Annotated in this window: 15 protein-coding genes and 1 pseudogene; 5 read left to right on the top strand and 11 right to left on the bottom strand. The window is 35.6% G+C overall.

Annotated elements, in window-relative coordinates; genetic code table 11:
* The first annotated feature begins 159 nt into the window (after window positions 1-159).
* Window positions 160-1221, top strand: a complete 1062-nt coding sequence (locus CWB76_RS09415) for a hypothetical protein (RefSeq protein WP_138607090.1) — start codon at window positions 160-162, stop codon at window positions 1219-1221.
* Window positions 1222-1269: 48 nt separating this feature from the next.
* On the opposite strand, the pseudogene ttcA (CWB76_RS09410) reads toward CWB76_RS09415, so the two are convergent.
* Together ttcA (CWB76_RS09410) and CWB76_RS09405 are read right to left on the bottom strand one after the other, a co-directional pair.
* A pseudogene (gene ttcA / locus CWB76_RS09410) lies at window positions 1270-2046 on the bottom strand (tRNA 2-thiocytidine(32) synthetase TtcA); the annotation flags it as partial.
* A 180-nt stretch (window positions 2047-2226) separates the two neighbouring features.
* Entirely contained in the window at window positions 2227-2544 is a 318-nt protein-coding gene (locus CWB76_RS09405) for a helix-turn-helix domain-containing protein (RefSeq protein ID WP_138607088.1), read from the bottom strand.
* 89 nt (window positions 2545-2633) lie between these two features.
* Here CWB76_RS09405 and CWB76_RS09400 point away from each other — a divergent pair, with 89 nt between their 5' ends.
* The 4 genes from CWB76_RS09400 (at window position 2634) to ttcA (CWB76_RS09385) (ending at window position 7143) form a co-directional block, all read left to right on the top strand.
* Window positions 2634-2897, top strand: a complete 264-nt coding sequence (locus CWB76_RS09400; protein WP_138607086.1) for a transposase — start codon at window positions 2634-2636, stop codon at window positions 2895-2897.
* A 66-nt stretch (window positions 2898-2963) separates the two neighbouring features.
* Window positions 2964-4931, top strand: a complete 1968-nt coding sequence (locus CWB76_RS09395) for an AAA family ATPase (RefSeq protein WP_138607084.1) — start codon at window positions 2964-2966, stop codon at window positions 4929-4931.
* Window positions 4924-6102 carry an HNH endonuclease gene (locus tag CWB76_RS09390; RefSeq protein WP_138607082.1) on the top strand — a complete coding sequence of 393 codons (1179 nt, stop codon included), beginning with the start codon at window positions 4924-4926 and terminating at the stop codon, window positions 6100-6102. The genes CWB76_RS09395 and CWB76_RS09390 overlap by 8 nt, the downstream gene beginning before the upstream one ends.
* A 147-nt stretch (window positions 6103-6249) precedes the next feature.
* Window positions 6250-7143, top strand: coding sequence for a tRNA 2-thiocytidine(32) synthetase TtcA (ttcA, locus tag CWB76_RS09385; RefSeq protein WP_138607080.1), 894 nt, complete (start codon window positions 6250-6252; stop codon window positions 7141-7143).
* A 206-nt stretch (window positions 7144-7349) separates the two neighbouring features.
* Here ttcA (CWB76_RS09385) and CWB76_RS09380 read toward each other — a convergent pair whose 3' ends face one another.
* The 9 genes from CWB76_RS09380 to CWB76_RS09340 all read right to left on the bottom strand — a co-directional run bounded on the left by CWB76_RS09380 (window position 7350) and on the right by CWB76_RS09340 (window position 15532).
* Window positions 7350-8672 (bottom strand): hypothetical protein, encoded by a 1323-nt coding sequence (locus CWB76_RS09380; RefSeq protein ID WP_138607078.1) that lies wholly within the window; start codon window positions 8670-8672, stop codon window positions 7350-7352.
* 121 nt (window positions 8673-8793) lie between these two features.
* Window positions 8794-9531: a hypothetical protein gene (locus CWB76_RS09375; RefSeq protein ID WP_138607076.1), complete on the bottom strand. Its 738-nt coding sequence runs from the start codon at window positions 9529-9531 to the stop codon at window positions 8794-8796.
* A gap of 335 nt (window positions 9532-9866) precedes the next feature.
* A complete protein-coding gene (locus CWB76_RS09370; RefSeq protein ID WP_138607074.1) occupies window positions 9867-10547 on the bottom strand; it encodes an HNH endonuclease in 681 nt (226 codons plus the stop codon).
* Window positions 10548-10626: 79 nt separating this feature from the next.
* Window positions 10627-11886: a Y-family DNA polymerase gene (locus CWB76_RS09365; protein ID WP_138607072.1), complete on the bottom strand. Its 1260-nt coding sequence runs from the start codon at window positions 11884-11886 to the stop codon at window positions 10627-10629.
* The gene (locus CWB76_RS09360) at window positions 11871-12287 is read right to left on the bottom strand and encodes a LexA family protein (protein ID WP_138607070.1); all 417 of its coding nucleotides are present in this window, start codon (window positions 12285-12287) and stop codon (window positions 11871-11873) included. The genes CWB76_RS09365 and CWB76_RS09360 overlap by 16 nt, the downstream gene beginning before the upstream one ends.
* A 477-nt stretch (window positions 12288-12764) precedes the next feature.
* On the bottom strand, window positions 12765-13328 hold the full coding sequence (locus CWB76_RS09355) for an SLATT domain-containing protein (protein ID WP_029773982.1): 564 nt from the start codon (window positions 13326-13328) through the stop codon (window positions 12765-12767).
* Window positions 13306-14187 carry an SMODS domain-containing nucleotidyltransferase gene (locus CWB76_RS09350; protein WP_029773981.1) on the bottom strand — a complete coding sequence of 294 codons (882 nt, stop codon included), beginning with the start codon at window positions 14185-14187 and terminating at the stop codon, window positions 13306-13308. The genes CWB76_RS09355 and CWB76_RS09350 overlap by 23 nt, the downstream gene beginning before the upstream one ends.
* A 59-nt stretch (window positions 14188-14246) precedes the next feature.
* Entirely contained in the window at window positions 14247-15074 is an 828-nt protein-coding gene (locus CWB76_RS09345) for a restriction endonuclease (protein ID WP_138607068.1), read from the bottom strand.
* A gap of 110 nt (window positions 15075-15184) precedes the next feature.
* A complete protein-coding gene (locus CWB76_RS09340; protein ID WP_029773979.1) occupies window positions 15185-15532 on the bottom strand; it encodes a hypothetical protein in 348 nt (115 codons plus the stop codon).
* Window positions 15533-15624: the final 92 nt, after the last annotated feature.

Raw genomic sequence — 15624 nt, 5'->3', positions numbered from 1 at the left:
CCGAAGGGCTGCGCCTGTTTGGTATTGATGCTGCGTTATCGCCTATTTATGGGGAATAACCACACCACATAGGCTCTGCCTTGCCTAAATACCAAACAGACTGCTGCAAATTCAACCTTGAAAGGTCAACAGACCCTAGTATTTATAGGATAAATAACAATGAAAAAATCCTACGTTATTGTTTTAGTAATAATAGTTACCGGCTTGATGTGGTTTTTAGGTAAAGGCAATGCTAGTTATTCAGCTTCGCAAACAACAGCTAAAGAGCATAAAAAAACACCTGAATTTGTAGCTATGCCAGCAAAACCTAAGGTACTAGATGTTAAACCGAGCATAAAAAACATGCCTAAAGAGCAGCATGAGTTTAATGAAGATATAGCAAAAGCAGCATCGGCAGTCGCGCAGCAATATCAGCAAAGCTTAGCATTTCCACCTTATTCGCAACCTTTAACGGTATATGATGAAGACCGGCTTAAGCCAAATCAGTTTTTTCCTGTTACTAGCCCTGTAGGAGAGCAAGGGGGGGAGTTAACCTTAAGTTTATCTCAATATCGCTATGTCTATCCGCAAGCAATTGAATTAACCATAAGCGCACAAAATTTAGGTAAAGCACAGGTAACACTCAGTGATACGGATACCAAACAGCCGTTAAAAACACATAGCGGTGTTGCTCGTGACAATAAGCTAGCAATTACGTTTAAAGGTGAGGAAGACTATCCTCGTAATTTACAATTATTAGTTGAAGCCGACATTGCAGGTAAAATGGTCCCTGTGGTGGCACAAATACAATATATGCCGCCTAGTGCAACCCTAACTAGCTTTGATAGCGCGTATCCACGTAATGATAATATGATAGTGCCTGCTAATTTAACGGTTATAAAAAGTGGCTTATATCGCTTAAGAGCTAACTTATACAGTGGTAGTTCGCCATTAGCGCATTTAGTTGCTAAAGCACGTTTAAATGAGGGCAGCGAAAAAATTGATTTTAAAGCGCATTGGTCTGTTTTGCCTAAGCAAACAAATGGCTTACGATTGAGTGACTTTGTTATTGAGCGTATGTCGCCAAGCCCAGGTGAGCGTAACAGCTTTGGGCAAAGTAAAGTGAGTGAGTTTACTATTGAAGATTTTGCTTACGATAGCTTACAGCAGCTACCTTATCAGGCGAATAAACAAGAATTGCAGAGTTTAGAGTTTTTACAAGGATTAGCTGCCGGTAAGTAGCAGCATAGAACAGAGTGAAGGGTTTGCATTACTGCAAACCCTTAAAAGTTAGCTTAAATTTATGGTAACTACGTCGGCTTGGTTTAGTTCATCTTGTTCAGGATTAACTGGCGCTTTTGGAATATCTGGTTTATCTAACGCGATATCGCCACCATCAATAACGTCACCGGTTTGCAGATTAGCAAAATCAAACAATTGGTTATCAGCTAAATGCGAAGGTACAACATTTTGCATTGCAGTAAAAATACTTTCTATACGCCCTGGGTGCTCTTTATTCCATTGTTCTAGCATGTTCTTGGTGTGCTTACGTTGTAAGTTTTCTTGTGAGCCACATAAGTTACACGGAATAATAGGGTAGCCTTGATTAAATGCGTATTGACTAATATCGGCTTCTTTACAATAAGCTAATGGGCGAATAACCATGTGTTCACCATTATCGCTCATTAGTTTAGCCGGCATACTTTTAAGTTTGCCGCCATAAAACATATTTAAAAACAAGGTTTCAATCATGTCATCGCGGTGATGACCCAATGCGATTTTAGTAGCGCCTAGCTCTTTAGCTGTACGATATAAAATACCACGGCGTAGACGAGAGCAAAGTGAGCAGGTTGTTTTACCTTCAGGAATAATATCGGTAACAATACTGTAGGTATCTTCTTCGACAATTTTGTATTCAATATTTAAATTATCAAGGTATTCAGGCAGTACATGCTCAGGGAAGCCTGGTTGTTTTTGGTCAAGGTTAACCGCAAAAAGATCAAACTTGATAGGGGCAACACGCTGTAAATGTTGCAGCATATCGAGCATAGTGTAACTGTCCTTCCCTTATATTGAATAATAACATACAGAAAATATTTTTTTATATTATTTACAACAGGTTAAAGGTTTTAAACTTAACAAAAAATAAGGTAACTGTTAACTATGGAAGAAGAATGAAAGATTTGATGTATTTTCAGGCTTATGATGTTTTACAAAACGTGCTATTAGAAATATTCGGGGAGGGTGTTATTTTGCTTTAAAGTTTTCTTTAATTTGATTTAATAACTCTTCCTTCTCGGAGTTATTTAAGTTAGCTATCTGAATTACCAATTCGGCTGTTATGTCGTCTTCACAAAAGAAATAGTTTAGTGGAACTCCTAGTTCTAAAGATATTCTCTTCAGCGTTTTAATGTCAGGTGTGTGTCTACCTTTCTCATAGTGATTCATGCGACTGCTCGCAGAGCTAGAATCAAGACCAATAAGAATCCCCAAATCCTTTTGAGATAAGTTAGCTTTTTTTCTGGCTTTAGCAAGCTGAGTTGGTATGGGGTTAATATATTCCAATGAATTATCATAAAAAACGACTTTATACTTAGATTCTCTAAGTTTTAGTCTATCATGTATACTTAGGAATCCTAAGCGCGTGGGTACTTATGACAAATACTTCTAGAGTGAATATTAAATTACATGAACTTATTGAGACCGGTGCACCAATTATTGAAGTGGCTAGTGAAATTGGAGTTTCTACTAAGCAGTTAAAGGCTTGGATTGCACAGGTTCACAAAGAAAGTTTTGACACTAACAAAAATAAATTTATTTTGATGAAGGTTGAGGAGCACCTTCAACATACATTAAGAGAAAGGGAAGTGTTATTAAAAGCTGTTAAAATATTTGCTCGAGAAATGAAAGATATATAATACAAAGACATATTTACTATTGTTCTACTGTTTAGCTCACTGTATATTCAATGAAAAGATCAATCCATGCATAGTATGAAATTAGCCTGCGTTTATATTAGTGAACATCATCAACTTAAAAACCTCTTTATACCTCTGATGTCTGAATTTATTTTCGATTTTAATGATGGTGTATTAAAGATAAGCAAAAATAAGTATTACGTACCAGATTATTATGAAGGTCTAAATTTACAAGCTGTCATAGGTAAGAATGGCTCCGGAAAAACCTCTGTATTAGACTTTATTGAAAGTATTCATAGTTACAACGAAAGCTCTGGTTTTTATTTATTTTTTGACTCGACTCTAAATTTATTTTCTAAAGTTGAGTTAAATATTGGTAAGTTAGATGTGAGGCTTTGTGATCAACTTAAAGAGTATTCAGTACAAAAATTTTCTTCGGAAAATAGACATATAATTGTAAAAGTTAATAACCTATCCAAATTTAGCTCAAATAAAAAGCCTAAAATGAAAAATGTTGTCGACCTAACATCTGAAAGGCTAAGTAGTAGTAAAGTAAATAGAACCAAGCAACTACGTAACTTGGTTACATATTTAAGTCATAAGAACAAAGCAAATGAAAGTAATGTTTTTTATACTTTTAAGTTTAGAGGATGGACCCCAGCCCTAAAGAATTGGTTGAGGCAATCCTTTCTCTACGATATTACGCAAAGAGGTTTTTTTTATGACAATAGAGAGCTTCTCCTTAGATTTCCTGAAAAATATAAACTCTCTGATTCAGGAGTAGATAAGTTTTTATCTTCTCTCGATTCAATCAGAGGGCCGAGCGATATTCCTGGGTCCCTTCAACGTTTGACAGATGAATTAAGCGATTTGTTTTTAGGTAATTTTTCATCGTATGTTAATGATGGAGAGGCATTGGCTGTTTTAGTTCCGCCGGACTCTAAACTAGATGACACAACTTCTGCGGCAATATTAGCCAAGGGAATTTTAAATGTTTTCAGGTATAACATTCAAAAGTTTGATATTGAGCAAAGTTTATCTGCTGATCTATGTATGGCTTTAGTTAACAAACTTTTTTTCGAAACTAATTCGCTAAAAATTAGCAATGTTCATTCACCCCTGAATATATGGAGGTGTATTACAGAGGCAATAGAAAATGCAATAACTAACTATTCTTCAGTAGATAAAAAAAACTATAATTCAACCGTCAATTTATGCAAAATATTTAAAAAGGCAGTAGAGGAAGACTTAGATATTTTATTTGAGGTTGTTAGAAATATTAGTTGTGTAAATTTATCGACTATAATTGAGAATGACATTGTTGGTGGTAGTAGTGAGATTTTTGATCCATATTTACGAGATTTAATTTTTAATTTAAAAGAATATTTTCCATCAGGTAGTCTCATTCACTTTACAAATTATTCAGGATTAGTAGAACAAGTGAAAGTAAAAGAGGCTCTTGATATTCTATATGTTTCAGAACAAATTAATAAACTTCCAAATTACCTCCAAAAAAATATTGACCATGGTTGGCAAGGCTTGAGTAGTGGTGAGTTTGCTAAAACAAGTTTATTTTCATCTATTTTTAATTGTTTAATAGCAGATGAGTCACCTGGATTTAAGTTATTTTTAATTGATGAAGCTGATCTATATTTACATCCAGAATGGCAACGAAAATTTATTTTTGAACTAATAGAATTAATAAAAAGTATTGGTTACGAGTCAAAAACACAGTTTATTATAACTACACATTCCCCACTTATTATCGGTGATTTTCTACCGGAAGATATCTTAGCTTTAAAAGTTGAAGATGGAAGAACCATTCTTCAAAACTCATTAGGGTTTGGAACGAAGTTATCAGACTTCTATCTTGAAGGAATGCACTTAGATTCAACATATGGGGAGCATTCGAGAGCTAAGCTCCAAGATATGATAGATGCAAAGCTCAATGGTATACCGTTGACAAAAGAACAGATTAAGTTAGCTAATAAAATATGTAACAAAGCACTTCAGGAAGCTTTGTTGAATGATTAAATTTAAATATTCTTTCCCTAAAGGCTTTCAAAAAAGATTAAAGAGCTCTAATTTTTTAAAAAATGCTTTATCACAGCAAAAAGCTATATATGCAGAAGTGAGGAAGCTGTCCAAGATTGATGCAAATTTTTACAGCTCTTTATTTAGCGAATCATTTATTTTGAGCTTAGTATTTTGTCCTCCAAAAAGGTTGAGCCGAAAGATAAGTGAAATTTATGAAAAATATCCTCTTCTTGCTGATAGATACAACCCGTACTTTTATTTTAGAAGTTATGATTTGAATTTTGACGTGGATTTGATTAAATCTAAAATAGATGCAGATGTAAATATTGTTCTTGCATTAAAGGATAAAGTTATCATTGAGCTGGATAAAATTCACAATGATAAATATTCCATCTTAGCCAATTACTTTTCTATAAAACTTAAAAAGGCAACAAGCCCAGTAAAAATATACCAAATATGTTGCAGGATTAGAAATGTACACTTAGGCACTACAGTTACCCCAAAAGATGTTAGAAAGAGCTATCCGTTGTGGTTTGATAAGCTTCAAAAAATTTTTAACTATGAGGCTCTTAGAACTGAATTTGGGCAAGTTATAATTGAATCGAGTTCTTTGAAAATCTGTCCTTACTGTAATAAAAGGGATGTAGAAATTACTTATGGAAAAGATGTAACAGCGAGACCTGATTTAGACCACTTTTATCCTAAAAGTAGATATCCATTTTTGGCAACTACATTATATAATTTAGTTCCTTCATGTGGTTTTTGTAACCAAAAATTTAAAAAGTCTAAAGATACATATATGAAAAATATGCATCCACTACTTGCTGGAACGAGGAATTATAAAGTTTTTAGTTTTGTACCTCTTTTAGATGGTCCACCAAGAATACTTTTAAATGGCTGTACTAAATTTAAAAGTAATATTACATTATTTGAGCTCGAAGCTGAGTATCAAAAAGATTCGATAAAGCGAGAATACAAATCAATGAATGACAAATATGAGTCATTTAAAGGGTTACTCGGACCCAAGTTTGAAGAGTTCCTAAACACTAAAGAAAGTATAACTACAATGTTTGATATTGGGGGGGAAAGAAACATATACAATACGAGTACATATAAGTTTAGGCTAGATACATTAAGTAACTTAACTAATAAAAACTACAAAAATTAGTTTGGGTGTCATATCTCTCAATTCTGCAAAAGCCACACTATTTTGTATTGATGGAATATTTCATCTACGCACTAAATGCCGTATAATCCTCGCCAAACTTCTACTTATGTATAACTGCCAGTCACACTGGCCGTGTGGGCAAAACCAATGAACTTACAAGATACCAGAATAGATACGCTTGAACTAAATAAACTTCAAAAAAGACTCAGAAGAAATGTTGGCAATGCTATAACTGAGTATAATATGGTTGAAGATGGGGATGTTGTGATGGCTTGCATAAGTGGAGGGAAAGACTCATTTGCAATGCTTGACATTTTATTGCAGCTTCAGAAGTCAGCCCCAATAAAGTTCGATGTCATTGCGGTTAACTTAGATCAGAAACAACCTGGGTTTCCTGAACATATTTTGCCAGAGTACTTTGAGACATTAGACATTCCTTATTATATAGTGGACAAAGATACATATTCAGTTGTTCGAGAAAAAGTTCCGGAAGGTAAAACTACCTGTGGTCTTTGCTCTCGTCTTCGTCGTGGTACTTTATACTCATTTGCAGAAAAAATTGGTGCGACTAAGCTAGCACTTGGTCATCACATGGATGATATTGTAGAAACTATGTTCTTAAATATGTTTCATGGTTCTCGATTGAAAGCGATGCCTCCAAAACTACGTTCAGATGATGGCCGCAATGTCGTTATTCGTCCCTTATCTTACTGTCGAGAGAAAGATCTTATTACCTACGCTGAACACAAAGGCTACCCTATAATTCCTTGTAATTTATGCGGCTCACAAGAAAACCTACAACGTCAGTCGATTAAAGGGATGTTAACCGATTGGGATAAAGAGTCACCAGGCCGTGTTGAAAGTATATTTAAATCTATTCAAAACATTAGCCCAAGCCAGTTGGCTGACAGAGAGCTATTCGATTTTATTAATTTGCCATTAGCGAGAGATGGTGAGCGTGACGCTTACGAATTCAGTGAAGCAACAGTATCATCTTCGAATATAGATGAATCATTATATATAGACGTTACTAATATATAGTTGTAATGGTCAACTAAGTTTGAATTGGCGACTAATTAGATGAATAAATTTTAACTTTATCTGTCAGGTTTGATTGTTAGGGCTTAATCAAATCTGACAGTCGCATAAGTGCCATAAGCGGACTTAAGCAGTGGGCTATAACATGAAGCGAAGATACAAGTAACTTACTGTTTTAATTGCGTTTAATTTTATTGTTAAATGCCTTTTTAAATACTTGAAATTACGAGTTTGAGATCATAACCATTAAATCTATGACCAGCCCATTTTTCTATAAATAACGTAATTTTTTTGTTTTCCCACCATTCGGAATGCTCTTTCCCGTTAACAATTGCATTTCCCATTTGTTCGGGCAATCGAACACCTAAGCTTTGAATACATAGGGCATTTCCTAGTTCGATAAGCTTATTTTGAGCTTCTTCTGACCTGCTTGCATCATTTACGTTAACTTTGATTTTTAACGTATTTACGATATCTTCCGTCCCTTCAACATAATAAGCGATATTATCTGCAAGTAGGCCGCCACCAAACTCTACCATTCTGGAGGATGCAAACCACTCTTCATCGTAACTCCTATTATAAAATCCCGTATCAAAGCCCTCTTGAACAAGGAAATCCTTTGCTTTGTAAGGGCTCCAGCCGAGGTCTATTGATATTTCTTTAGGTTTTCTCTCAGCGGAACGTACCTTACATATATACTTAAAAGTTGCTATTAGATCGGCATGAGATTCGACGTTTTCTTTTGCAACTTGATAAGACCAACGGTCAAGTAAACTCATTCTCACGTTGAATAGTATAACCGCGTATAACTTTGCTAAGTATCTGTAGTATTTGTTTTTTATAGAGAACTTAAGACGAACGAATACTTGTTCATAAGTTGAATATAACAGCATAAAAAAAACAAATGGCAAGTATAATAAGGTTAACAATGGGGGAACAAAGAAATCATACGCAGTTTTTTCTTTACTAAATTCACCGAAGTTGGTAACTAACATATAAAAAGTGTAAGCAATCAGGATAAAACCAAATAGTGATAAGCAGTATTCAAGAAGTACCTTTACTTTGTGATGTCTTTTATCAGTTTCAGCGATCGCGAGCATCATAACTACGATAGCTAAGAGAGGCGCGAGTATAACCTCAATCCAGAGCGAAAAAGTATAAACACCTATGATGAACTGAAGGATTGTTAATAATTTTAAATTGTCTATGACGGAGTGTTTGAAGAAGCTTTTATCCTTCTTAATTGACTGAAGCTTAAAAAGTGATATCAAACCAACAGATACAGACCAAAAAATAGTGTTTTTTAGCTGTTCAATATTCCATAAATCGACTTCTGATAAGTAGTAGATAACAGCGGACATGTAAGCAAACATCAGCCAAAGTACTACCTGAATCTGCTTTACAAAGAACGCAGATATAAGACTTTTAAAAGAATCTCTTACTTCAACCATTTTGGGAGATAAGAGGAGATAAATCGAAATCGCTAGTAACCATAACGCAATTGCAATCTCTCTATTATTCAGAATATTCACAGGACTCCTTGTGCATCATGCAGGCATTTAACGCCGTTTTAAGCGGCGAGAAACAGTTTGCTAAAATGTGAAACGAAGTGGAACCGAGCAAACTGTTACGAGTCCGACTTTAAAACCCTTGTTATATTGGCTTACAAGGCAAAACATTAAACTCATAGTTAGCTTTACCATTTTCAATTACTTTTTCTGATGTTAATACAGAACCTGAGGATAAAAATATTACGCCCTCAAGGTTTTTGGGCATTTGTTCTGTACATCTATGATATTTATTAAAATCGGCAAACAATGCGATTTTAATAGCGTAGCTATCTTTAGTTTTATCAATGCCAGAAGTACCTCCCATAACAGTTCCAACATAGAAAATAGTCAGTACTGCATATAAGACCCTTTTACCAAAAGCTTTAATATTTTGAAAGTCAATTACTAGTACGTATATAATCCAAAAGGAACTTAAAGCGAAAACTGCATAAAAAGCAAATTGTGCTAATGGCAGCATTATAGTGTTTAAGAAGTAAACTAATGTTAATGCTGTTGTTGTGTAAGGCAAGTTTCCGGGGGATATTTCAAAGATTCGATTAACTTCCACACCAGCCCATATATTTGCTAACGACAAGTAGATTGCAATTGCCAACCCCATAAGTATGGAGGTCCATTTGGTATCAGATAATGATTTATATATGGAACTTTCTGTAACTAATATTGCTAAAATTGAAAATGGAATTATTAAAGTTGAAAACAATAGTCCCATATATAACTCAATAAAAATGTACTCTTTAAGCAGTGATATTGCTAGATAAACTAAAAACAGCAATCCACTTAATATTTTGATACTTAAACTAGCATTTTTTACCCAACTCAAAACTCACTCCAAAGTGCGATGCCAATATAAAAGATTTATCAGAGGACACTTTCCCTATTTTAGCGCGAAAACGTCCTTATTTAATGAACTTATATTAATAGCAAATACTGTAAGTTATTGCCAACTATAAATATTATGCTTTATGTAGCTTATATAAACATTTAAAAAAGAGTAAAGTTTCCTCTTATTCTTACTAAGTCAATGACTACTCACCTCAGTGTCCGCTTATCGCTCAAAGCCGCCTGTCAGGCGAAGTCTAAACCCGTTCTTTTAAACTGTAAGATCGGATATGAGCTACTACAAATTAGAGATGTCTACGTTAGGCGCATATGTTTTTAGTTGCAACCATTTGAACTAATTAGATTGTTGATAAACGTTTTTTCGTTAAAACTTTCTTTGAGCCCATATTTACCTTTTATGTATTTCCATTTATTTAGGTAATCGCAATGAAAGTGCTTATTTCGGGGCATCCACTTATGTGGCGGCTGAGCGCCTTTAGATTGGTTTGCGTTGTCTTCTACAGCTAAGAGATTTTCAAAGTCGTTGGCAAATGCTCTTCTTTGATCTCGAGTCCAGTATTTACCCCCCATTTCATGGGTATGGGCTAAAGGTACAATATGGTCTATGTCGATATCTGAGGCTTGATAAAATGTTTGAGCAGTGTATGGGTCTATCCATTCACCCCAAGAAACGTTGCAGGGCTTATTTCGTTTAAATTTAACTGGTGACTTTGAATCTCTAATGAGTATTTCAGCTCTTGCATCCTGGCAGTCATTATCGGCATCAACCCAATGTGGCCAATCTTTTCTATTATAAGTAAGCGAGCCAATTGCGAAGCCTTTTGGCACTGGTTTAATTATATTTGGCGAACTGGATGTTGGCTTGCTTTTACTGCTATGGCAGTGATACTCGTTTCGCTTTTTATCGTTATGGCAACCCTCTGAATTCGTTCGACCACTGTGAGCTGAGGCACTACTGGAGGCCATCAAAGTTAGTATTAATATTAGCGCTTTCATTTAAATTCCTTATACCTGACTTTTTTAACCAATAACGTCACTGTCTAAAACTAGGATTGATAAATAGACAATAACCTATTTAATTGCATTTTATAATAGGGATGTCTGACCAACGTGTTGTGTAGTGAGGTGATAAGAAAGCACGCTTCATATTCCACGTTTGTGTAAGCTTTTCACTGCCGATTGATAAAGTGCCCACGCCATAACGTTTATTTATAGCATCTAAGCACTCCATCATCCTTGGTTTATCTTCACTGACAGAGAACATGTCAGCTTGTTGGAATAACTCACTTTCTAATTCTATTGCACCAATACCGCAGCGATAAAAGCGCGTATTTACTTTAAAAATATCATTTATGACGTCAGAGACGGCTTTAGCCATAACACTGGTATCCGATGTAGGTATGGGAAACTCATATAGAAGTGATTTTTTATAATAAAATTCTTCGTGAGGTGAGCTGGCAGCAAATATAACGATACGTTTTGCTAAAGAGTGCTGATTCCTCAGTTTGCGGCCAACAATGGCAGCATGCGTAACGAGAGCTGATTTTAGTGTTGTTATATCACAGACTCTTTCACCAAAGCTTCTTGTAGAGTATATCTCTTTTTTATTCTGCTTTACTTCATCCCAACTTAAACACGCAATACCGTTTAATTCGCTGACTGTTCGCTCAACGACAACACTGAACATTCTTCTCATGGCCTTAGGATTTTGGCAAGCGAGCTCCCAAGCTGTGTTAATCCCCATGAGTTTAAGTTTCTTTCCTAAACGGGAGCCTATGCCCCATACATCAGTGACATCCATTCGCGTCAGTATTGCTTGGCGAGAATGCTCATCGTTAATAACTGCAACACCGTTATAGCCGGACAGCTTTTTAGCTGCATGGTTGGCGGCTTTAGCTAGCGTAGGTGTCGTACCAAACCCAACACCAACGGGTAGACCGGTTTCACGCCAAACAGCACGGCGTATTGTTTGTCCATAGTCGGCCCAATCATCAATGATTTTAGTGAAGCCAGTAAAACGAAGGAAAGACTCATCGATACTATAAACATAGTGGTCATCACAAAAGCGGTTTATAACCGTCATCATTCGATCGCTCAAATCAGCATAAAGCTCATAGTTTGATGAGCGAACAACCACATTATGTTGTTCTAGGTAGTTTTTAACTTTGAAGTAAGGCTGAAATTTTGGAATGTTCAGCTTTCTGGCAATAGGGCATATGGCGCAAATACCCCCATCGTTATTTGTTAGAACCACAACTGGTTTAAAGCGAATAGAGGGGTCAAAGACCTTTTCTGCACTCGCATAAAAAGCAACAGCATCTACGAGGGCAAACATCGACTCAGCTCGGCTTTATTCTTATGAAGACGAATGCTTGAAGTAACAACACCTTCTAATTTAAAGTCATCATTTTCAGAGATATAAACAGACTGATAGTTTTTAGAAGCAGAAATGAGTAAACGGTTTGTTTTATCTATTATTTTACAAACAAAAGTCCCGTTATAACTCGCAACAATCACATCGCCAGTACTCACATTTTCAGCTCTATCTACAACGAGTAAGTCACCATCGAAAATCCCTACATCTTGCATTGATTCACCCGATGCTAAACCGATAAATGTCGCATTAGGGTGCTTTATTATGATTTCATCGAGTGAAATTCCAAGCTCTGTATATTCTGCTGCAGGAGACTCAAATCCTGTAATACCGGCCTCTATAAAAATTGGAATAACAAACATACGCACCTCTATACTGTTTATTTGTACAGTATAATTCAACTTGCAACGCTTACCAAGAAATTTAAATGTTAAATGAGAGCTTAACTAAGCTAATATCGTTCTTACTTCAGCAAAACAATGAATTATCGAGATTTCATCTTTGATGAGGTGTCACCGTTTGATGAAAACTATTATGTGGAATAATCTTAATTAAAGACTGGCCTAAAAGCCTATTTAGTTATTAACATAAAGGCGGTTTTTTGAGCAAACTATAAGAAAGCGAAAGAGGGGTAAACTCGTTTTTGGACAAAAACGTTTTAGGTAGTCAGCCGTATTAGGTGAGTTTCGCATAAAAATTTCTATGGGCTAATGCCGCATTTAGGTATGGCAACGCTACTACAAAGCTGAACCAGACCACCATAAACACAAAACCCAACGATGGAATGAAAAATGCCAAGTGTTGGGAATCATGCTTAAATGCTTTATTATAAGCAAAACTTACACTGTACGCTTCAACGGTTTGGGAAGAAATTTATCAATTTCTTCATCACTGAAAGTCATTTCCTCCATCTCTTTTAGCGCTTTAGACGCCTCAATGTATGCTTTGCTAACCGTACGTGGTGAACCTTTATAATGCTTATGAAGCTCGATTTGAAGCTTATCTCGTTGCACTTTGATAGCCTCCACATCAATTGTTTGAGACTTAATATCGGTAATAAGGGAAAAATACTTTTCTCGGATATTCCACACAGATACCGCTGTATCTGCATGCTTCTGTGCTAGAGCACCTAAGTCATACTTTTTTACGTATGCGTTGATAATTGTAAGTACTAGCGAAATCAGTGCTGAAGCAATACCAATAACTTTATTTTCACCGAATACCGCAATAAAAACACCTGAAGTAGTAACTGCTGACAATACAATTTGCCAAAATTTAATTCGATTTTGCCTTTTGTTCAATATATCTGCACACTTCTCATGTGTTTTATGAGTCCAAACTACTCGACCAAAACATTCACGTATTTGGGATTCAAGAATTTCAACTTGGGAATTTAGTTCCATAGATTTCACGCCACTTGAGGTTTGCTGATGCGCTCATATTATCACGCTCATAGTCTAATGCTTCAACAGCGATGTTGTAGCAACGTAGTGCTTTATACTCGAATTTACCTTTGCGCCAAACATACTGAGAACTACCAGGAGCTAACCAATAATTCTTATCAGGATCTTGGTCTTTGAGATACGCAAAGAAGTCTCTGGTCATCCAATCATAGTAAGTAAAAGACTTGTCCTTGTGTTCCCATTGCTTTAGAAAGTTATAAGCAAGTGTGTCAATCAATAGACCTCCAATTGGCACGTCCCATTTGTCTTTCCAAGCTCGAGCCATTCGGCATAATCGCTTTAAGTTTTTATTCCAGTGATTGTTTGCTGAATTTATTTCTTTAATTTCGGCTTTTGGATTTGTAACTTTCCACTTACCGCCGTCATTAGTGTCTGGATATGTAAAAGACTCACCATCTTTATTGATGAAAGCTGGCACAATTTCATAACAGATTCCGTCTGTAAAATTCAACTTAACAACTTGCCCATCACCACCAATATGAGTTGTTGAGTATGTTTTCTTGATTGAGTCCCTTACCGCTTGTAAAAGCGCAGATTGACCATTGGTCTGATAACCACTGTATTTCTGGTACAGCTCATAAGGTAACTGGATAATCATATCAATATCGCTGACAAATATATCCGTACCTCTTCCATAAGAGCCAACAAATAGACTATAACTCGTATCGCTATCCAAACCTCTGAAGTCTGAGTTAACTCTTTTTGTTATCTGCTTCGCTCTGTAGGATACATTAGAAACAACATCACCTGACATACGTAATGCTGAACAAAACGTAGAGAATTTCTCAGAAATACTCATAACTCTCCTTTTACTAATAATGCTTAAAGCTGCGGCTGTGAAGCACAGTCCGACAGCCCTTACTTGTTATGTTCTTTATTAAGAGTGTATTCAATATCACCACTTCTGAAATCTTCGAGAACAGCTTGAACAAAATCAATCGCATTAACAGATATAGATAGCTCTTGCCTACTTAACTCCCATAGAACAGTAAATTTTTTAATCTTAAGTCTTTCTTGTGTAGGCAAAACTACAAAGGCATTTTCAGGTGAAATAACTTCCTTCTTTGGGGTATTTAGTTCAACTAAATTGGCCACAATCTTCGAATCTAACCATTTTCCAATAAAACTTACTACACCATCTTCTTCAATTGAAGAATCATAGACATTGAATGATATTTGACTACCATGTTTATCAAAGTATTTCTTCGTATCATAATCTTTTCCGTCAAAAGCTAGTTTCATATCCAAATATTGGTTCTGATACAGTTCTCCATTCACATTTATAATCTGGATATATCCATCCCAGTCTGTACCTTGTGGCGTTCTAATTCTCTTTAAATTTATTTCATAATGACCACAAAAATCGATTACTCCAGATTGAAAGCCTTGTGTAGTAACTATCAGTCCTTGGCTATTAGGAATGTCATTTAGCAGGCCCAACATATTTCTTGCGTGTATTAGTGAAACAGGTTTCGAATAATATTTGCATTCAATTAAGATTTTATGACTCACTCCTGCGTATCGATACTCCCAAAAAACATCTATCTGATGCTCAACACCAGATTTCCCTTTTATTTTCACATCGTGTTGCACATCAATATTCTCTACGCCTTCTGACTCAAGAATTGCTCGATATATCTTTTGAGTTAGTAACTCATAATCTTTAGATGTTTCGCAAAGTTCCAATACTTACTCCTTGAACATAACGCTTATCTAACCAGCGAAAAATAGCAGGCGAAAATAAGCGACGAAGGAGTGCAAGCCTGCTATTTTGCGTCCTTTGGTTTAGGTTAATTTCACCTGTGGAAATCTCGATTAAAAATTTCACGTTTTTTTTGATTTATTGAATAATTCCCTTCAAATACTTGCGGACATACTGACATAGAGTAATCAATTACCCCATAGTTTCCATGTTTTAAAACTACACTTTCTAAATCTTCCATTAACTCTGTAATTACAGATTTATCAATTGCCAAATCATCCCCGATAGCAACAATGTTTACTGTCACGGAAGCTGAACTCGTGTAATGGACATCTAAATGATAAATGCATTCTTCAAGTTTAACTTTAAACTTTGAGCTAGTTTGACTTTCTCGAACTAAACTCCATTCACAATTTAAATCTTCTAGATAATAATGCGGCATAAAACTCTCCTTAATAAAGCTAACTTTTTATAGCGCGAATCGCGAGTTTTTATACCACAGCGTCGCTCGTTTTTCTGCATGACTTATTTGTA

The sequence above is a fragment of the Pseudoalteromonas sp. S1609 genome, assembly GCF_005887255.1.
Taxonomy (GTDB): Bacteria; Pseudomonadota; Gammaproteobacteria; order Enterobacterales; family Alteromonadaceae; genus Pseudoalteromonas.
Note: the sequence above shows the minus strand (reverse complement) of the source record. Positions and strands in the feature narration are given on the sequence as shown.

Excerpts from the sequence above, each read along its gene's own strand:
- CWB76_RS09415 (WP_138607090.1), top strand. The coding sequence starts at position 160 with ATGAAAAAATCCTACGTTATTGTTTTAGTAATAATAGTTACCGGCTTG.
- CWB76_RS09400 (WP_138607086.1), top strand. The coding sequence starts at position 2,634 with ATGACAAATACTTCTAGAGTGAATATTAAATTACATGAACTTATTGAG.
- CWB76_RS09395 (WP_138607084.1), top strand. The coding sequence starts at position 2,964 with ATGCATAGTATGAAATTAGCCTGCGTTTATATTAGTGAACATCATCAA.
- CWB76_RS09390 (WP_138607082.1), top strand. The coding sequence starts at position 4,924 with ATGATTAAATTTAAATATTCTTTCCCTAAAGGCTTTCAAAAAAGATTA.
- ttcA (WP_138607080.1), top strand. The coding sequence starts at position 6,250 with ATGAACTTACAAGATACCAGAATAGATACGCTTGAACTAAATAAACTT.
- CWB76_RS09370 (WP_138607074.1), bottom strand. The coding sequence starts at position 10,547 with ATGAAAGCGCTAATATTAATACTAACTTTGATGGCCTCCAGTAGTGCC.
- CWB76_RS09365 (WP_138607072.1), bottom strand. The coding sequence starts at position 11,886 with ATGTTTGCCCTCGTAGATGCTGTTGCTTTTTATGCGAGTGCAGAAAAG.
- CWB76_RS09360 (WP_138607070.1), bottom strand. The coding sequence starts at position 12,287 with ATGTTTGTTATTCCAATTTTTATAGAGGCCGGTATTACAGGATTTGAG.
- CWB76_RS09355 (WP_029773982.1), bottom strand. The coding sequence starts at position 13,328 with ATGGAACTAAATTCCCAAGTTGAAATTCTTGAATCCCAAATACGTGAA.
- CWB76_RS09350 (WP_029773981.1), bottom strand. The coding sequence starts at position 14,187 with ATGAGTATTTCTGAGAAATTCTCTACGTTTTGTTCAGCATTACGTATG.
- CWB76_RS09340 (WP_029773979.1), bottom strand. The coding sequence starts at position 15,532 with ATGCCGCATTATTATCTAGAAGATTTAAATTGTGAATGGAGTTTAGTT.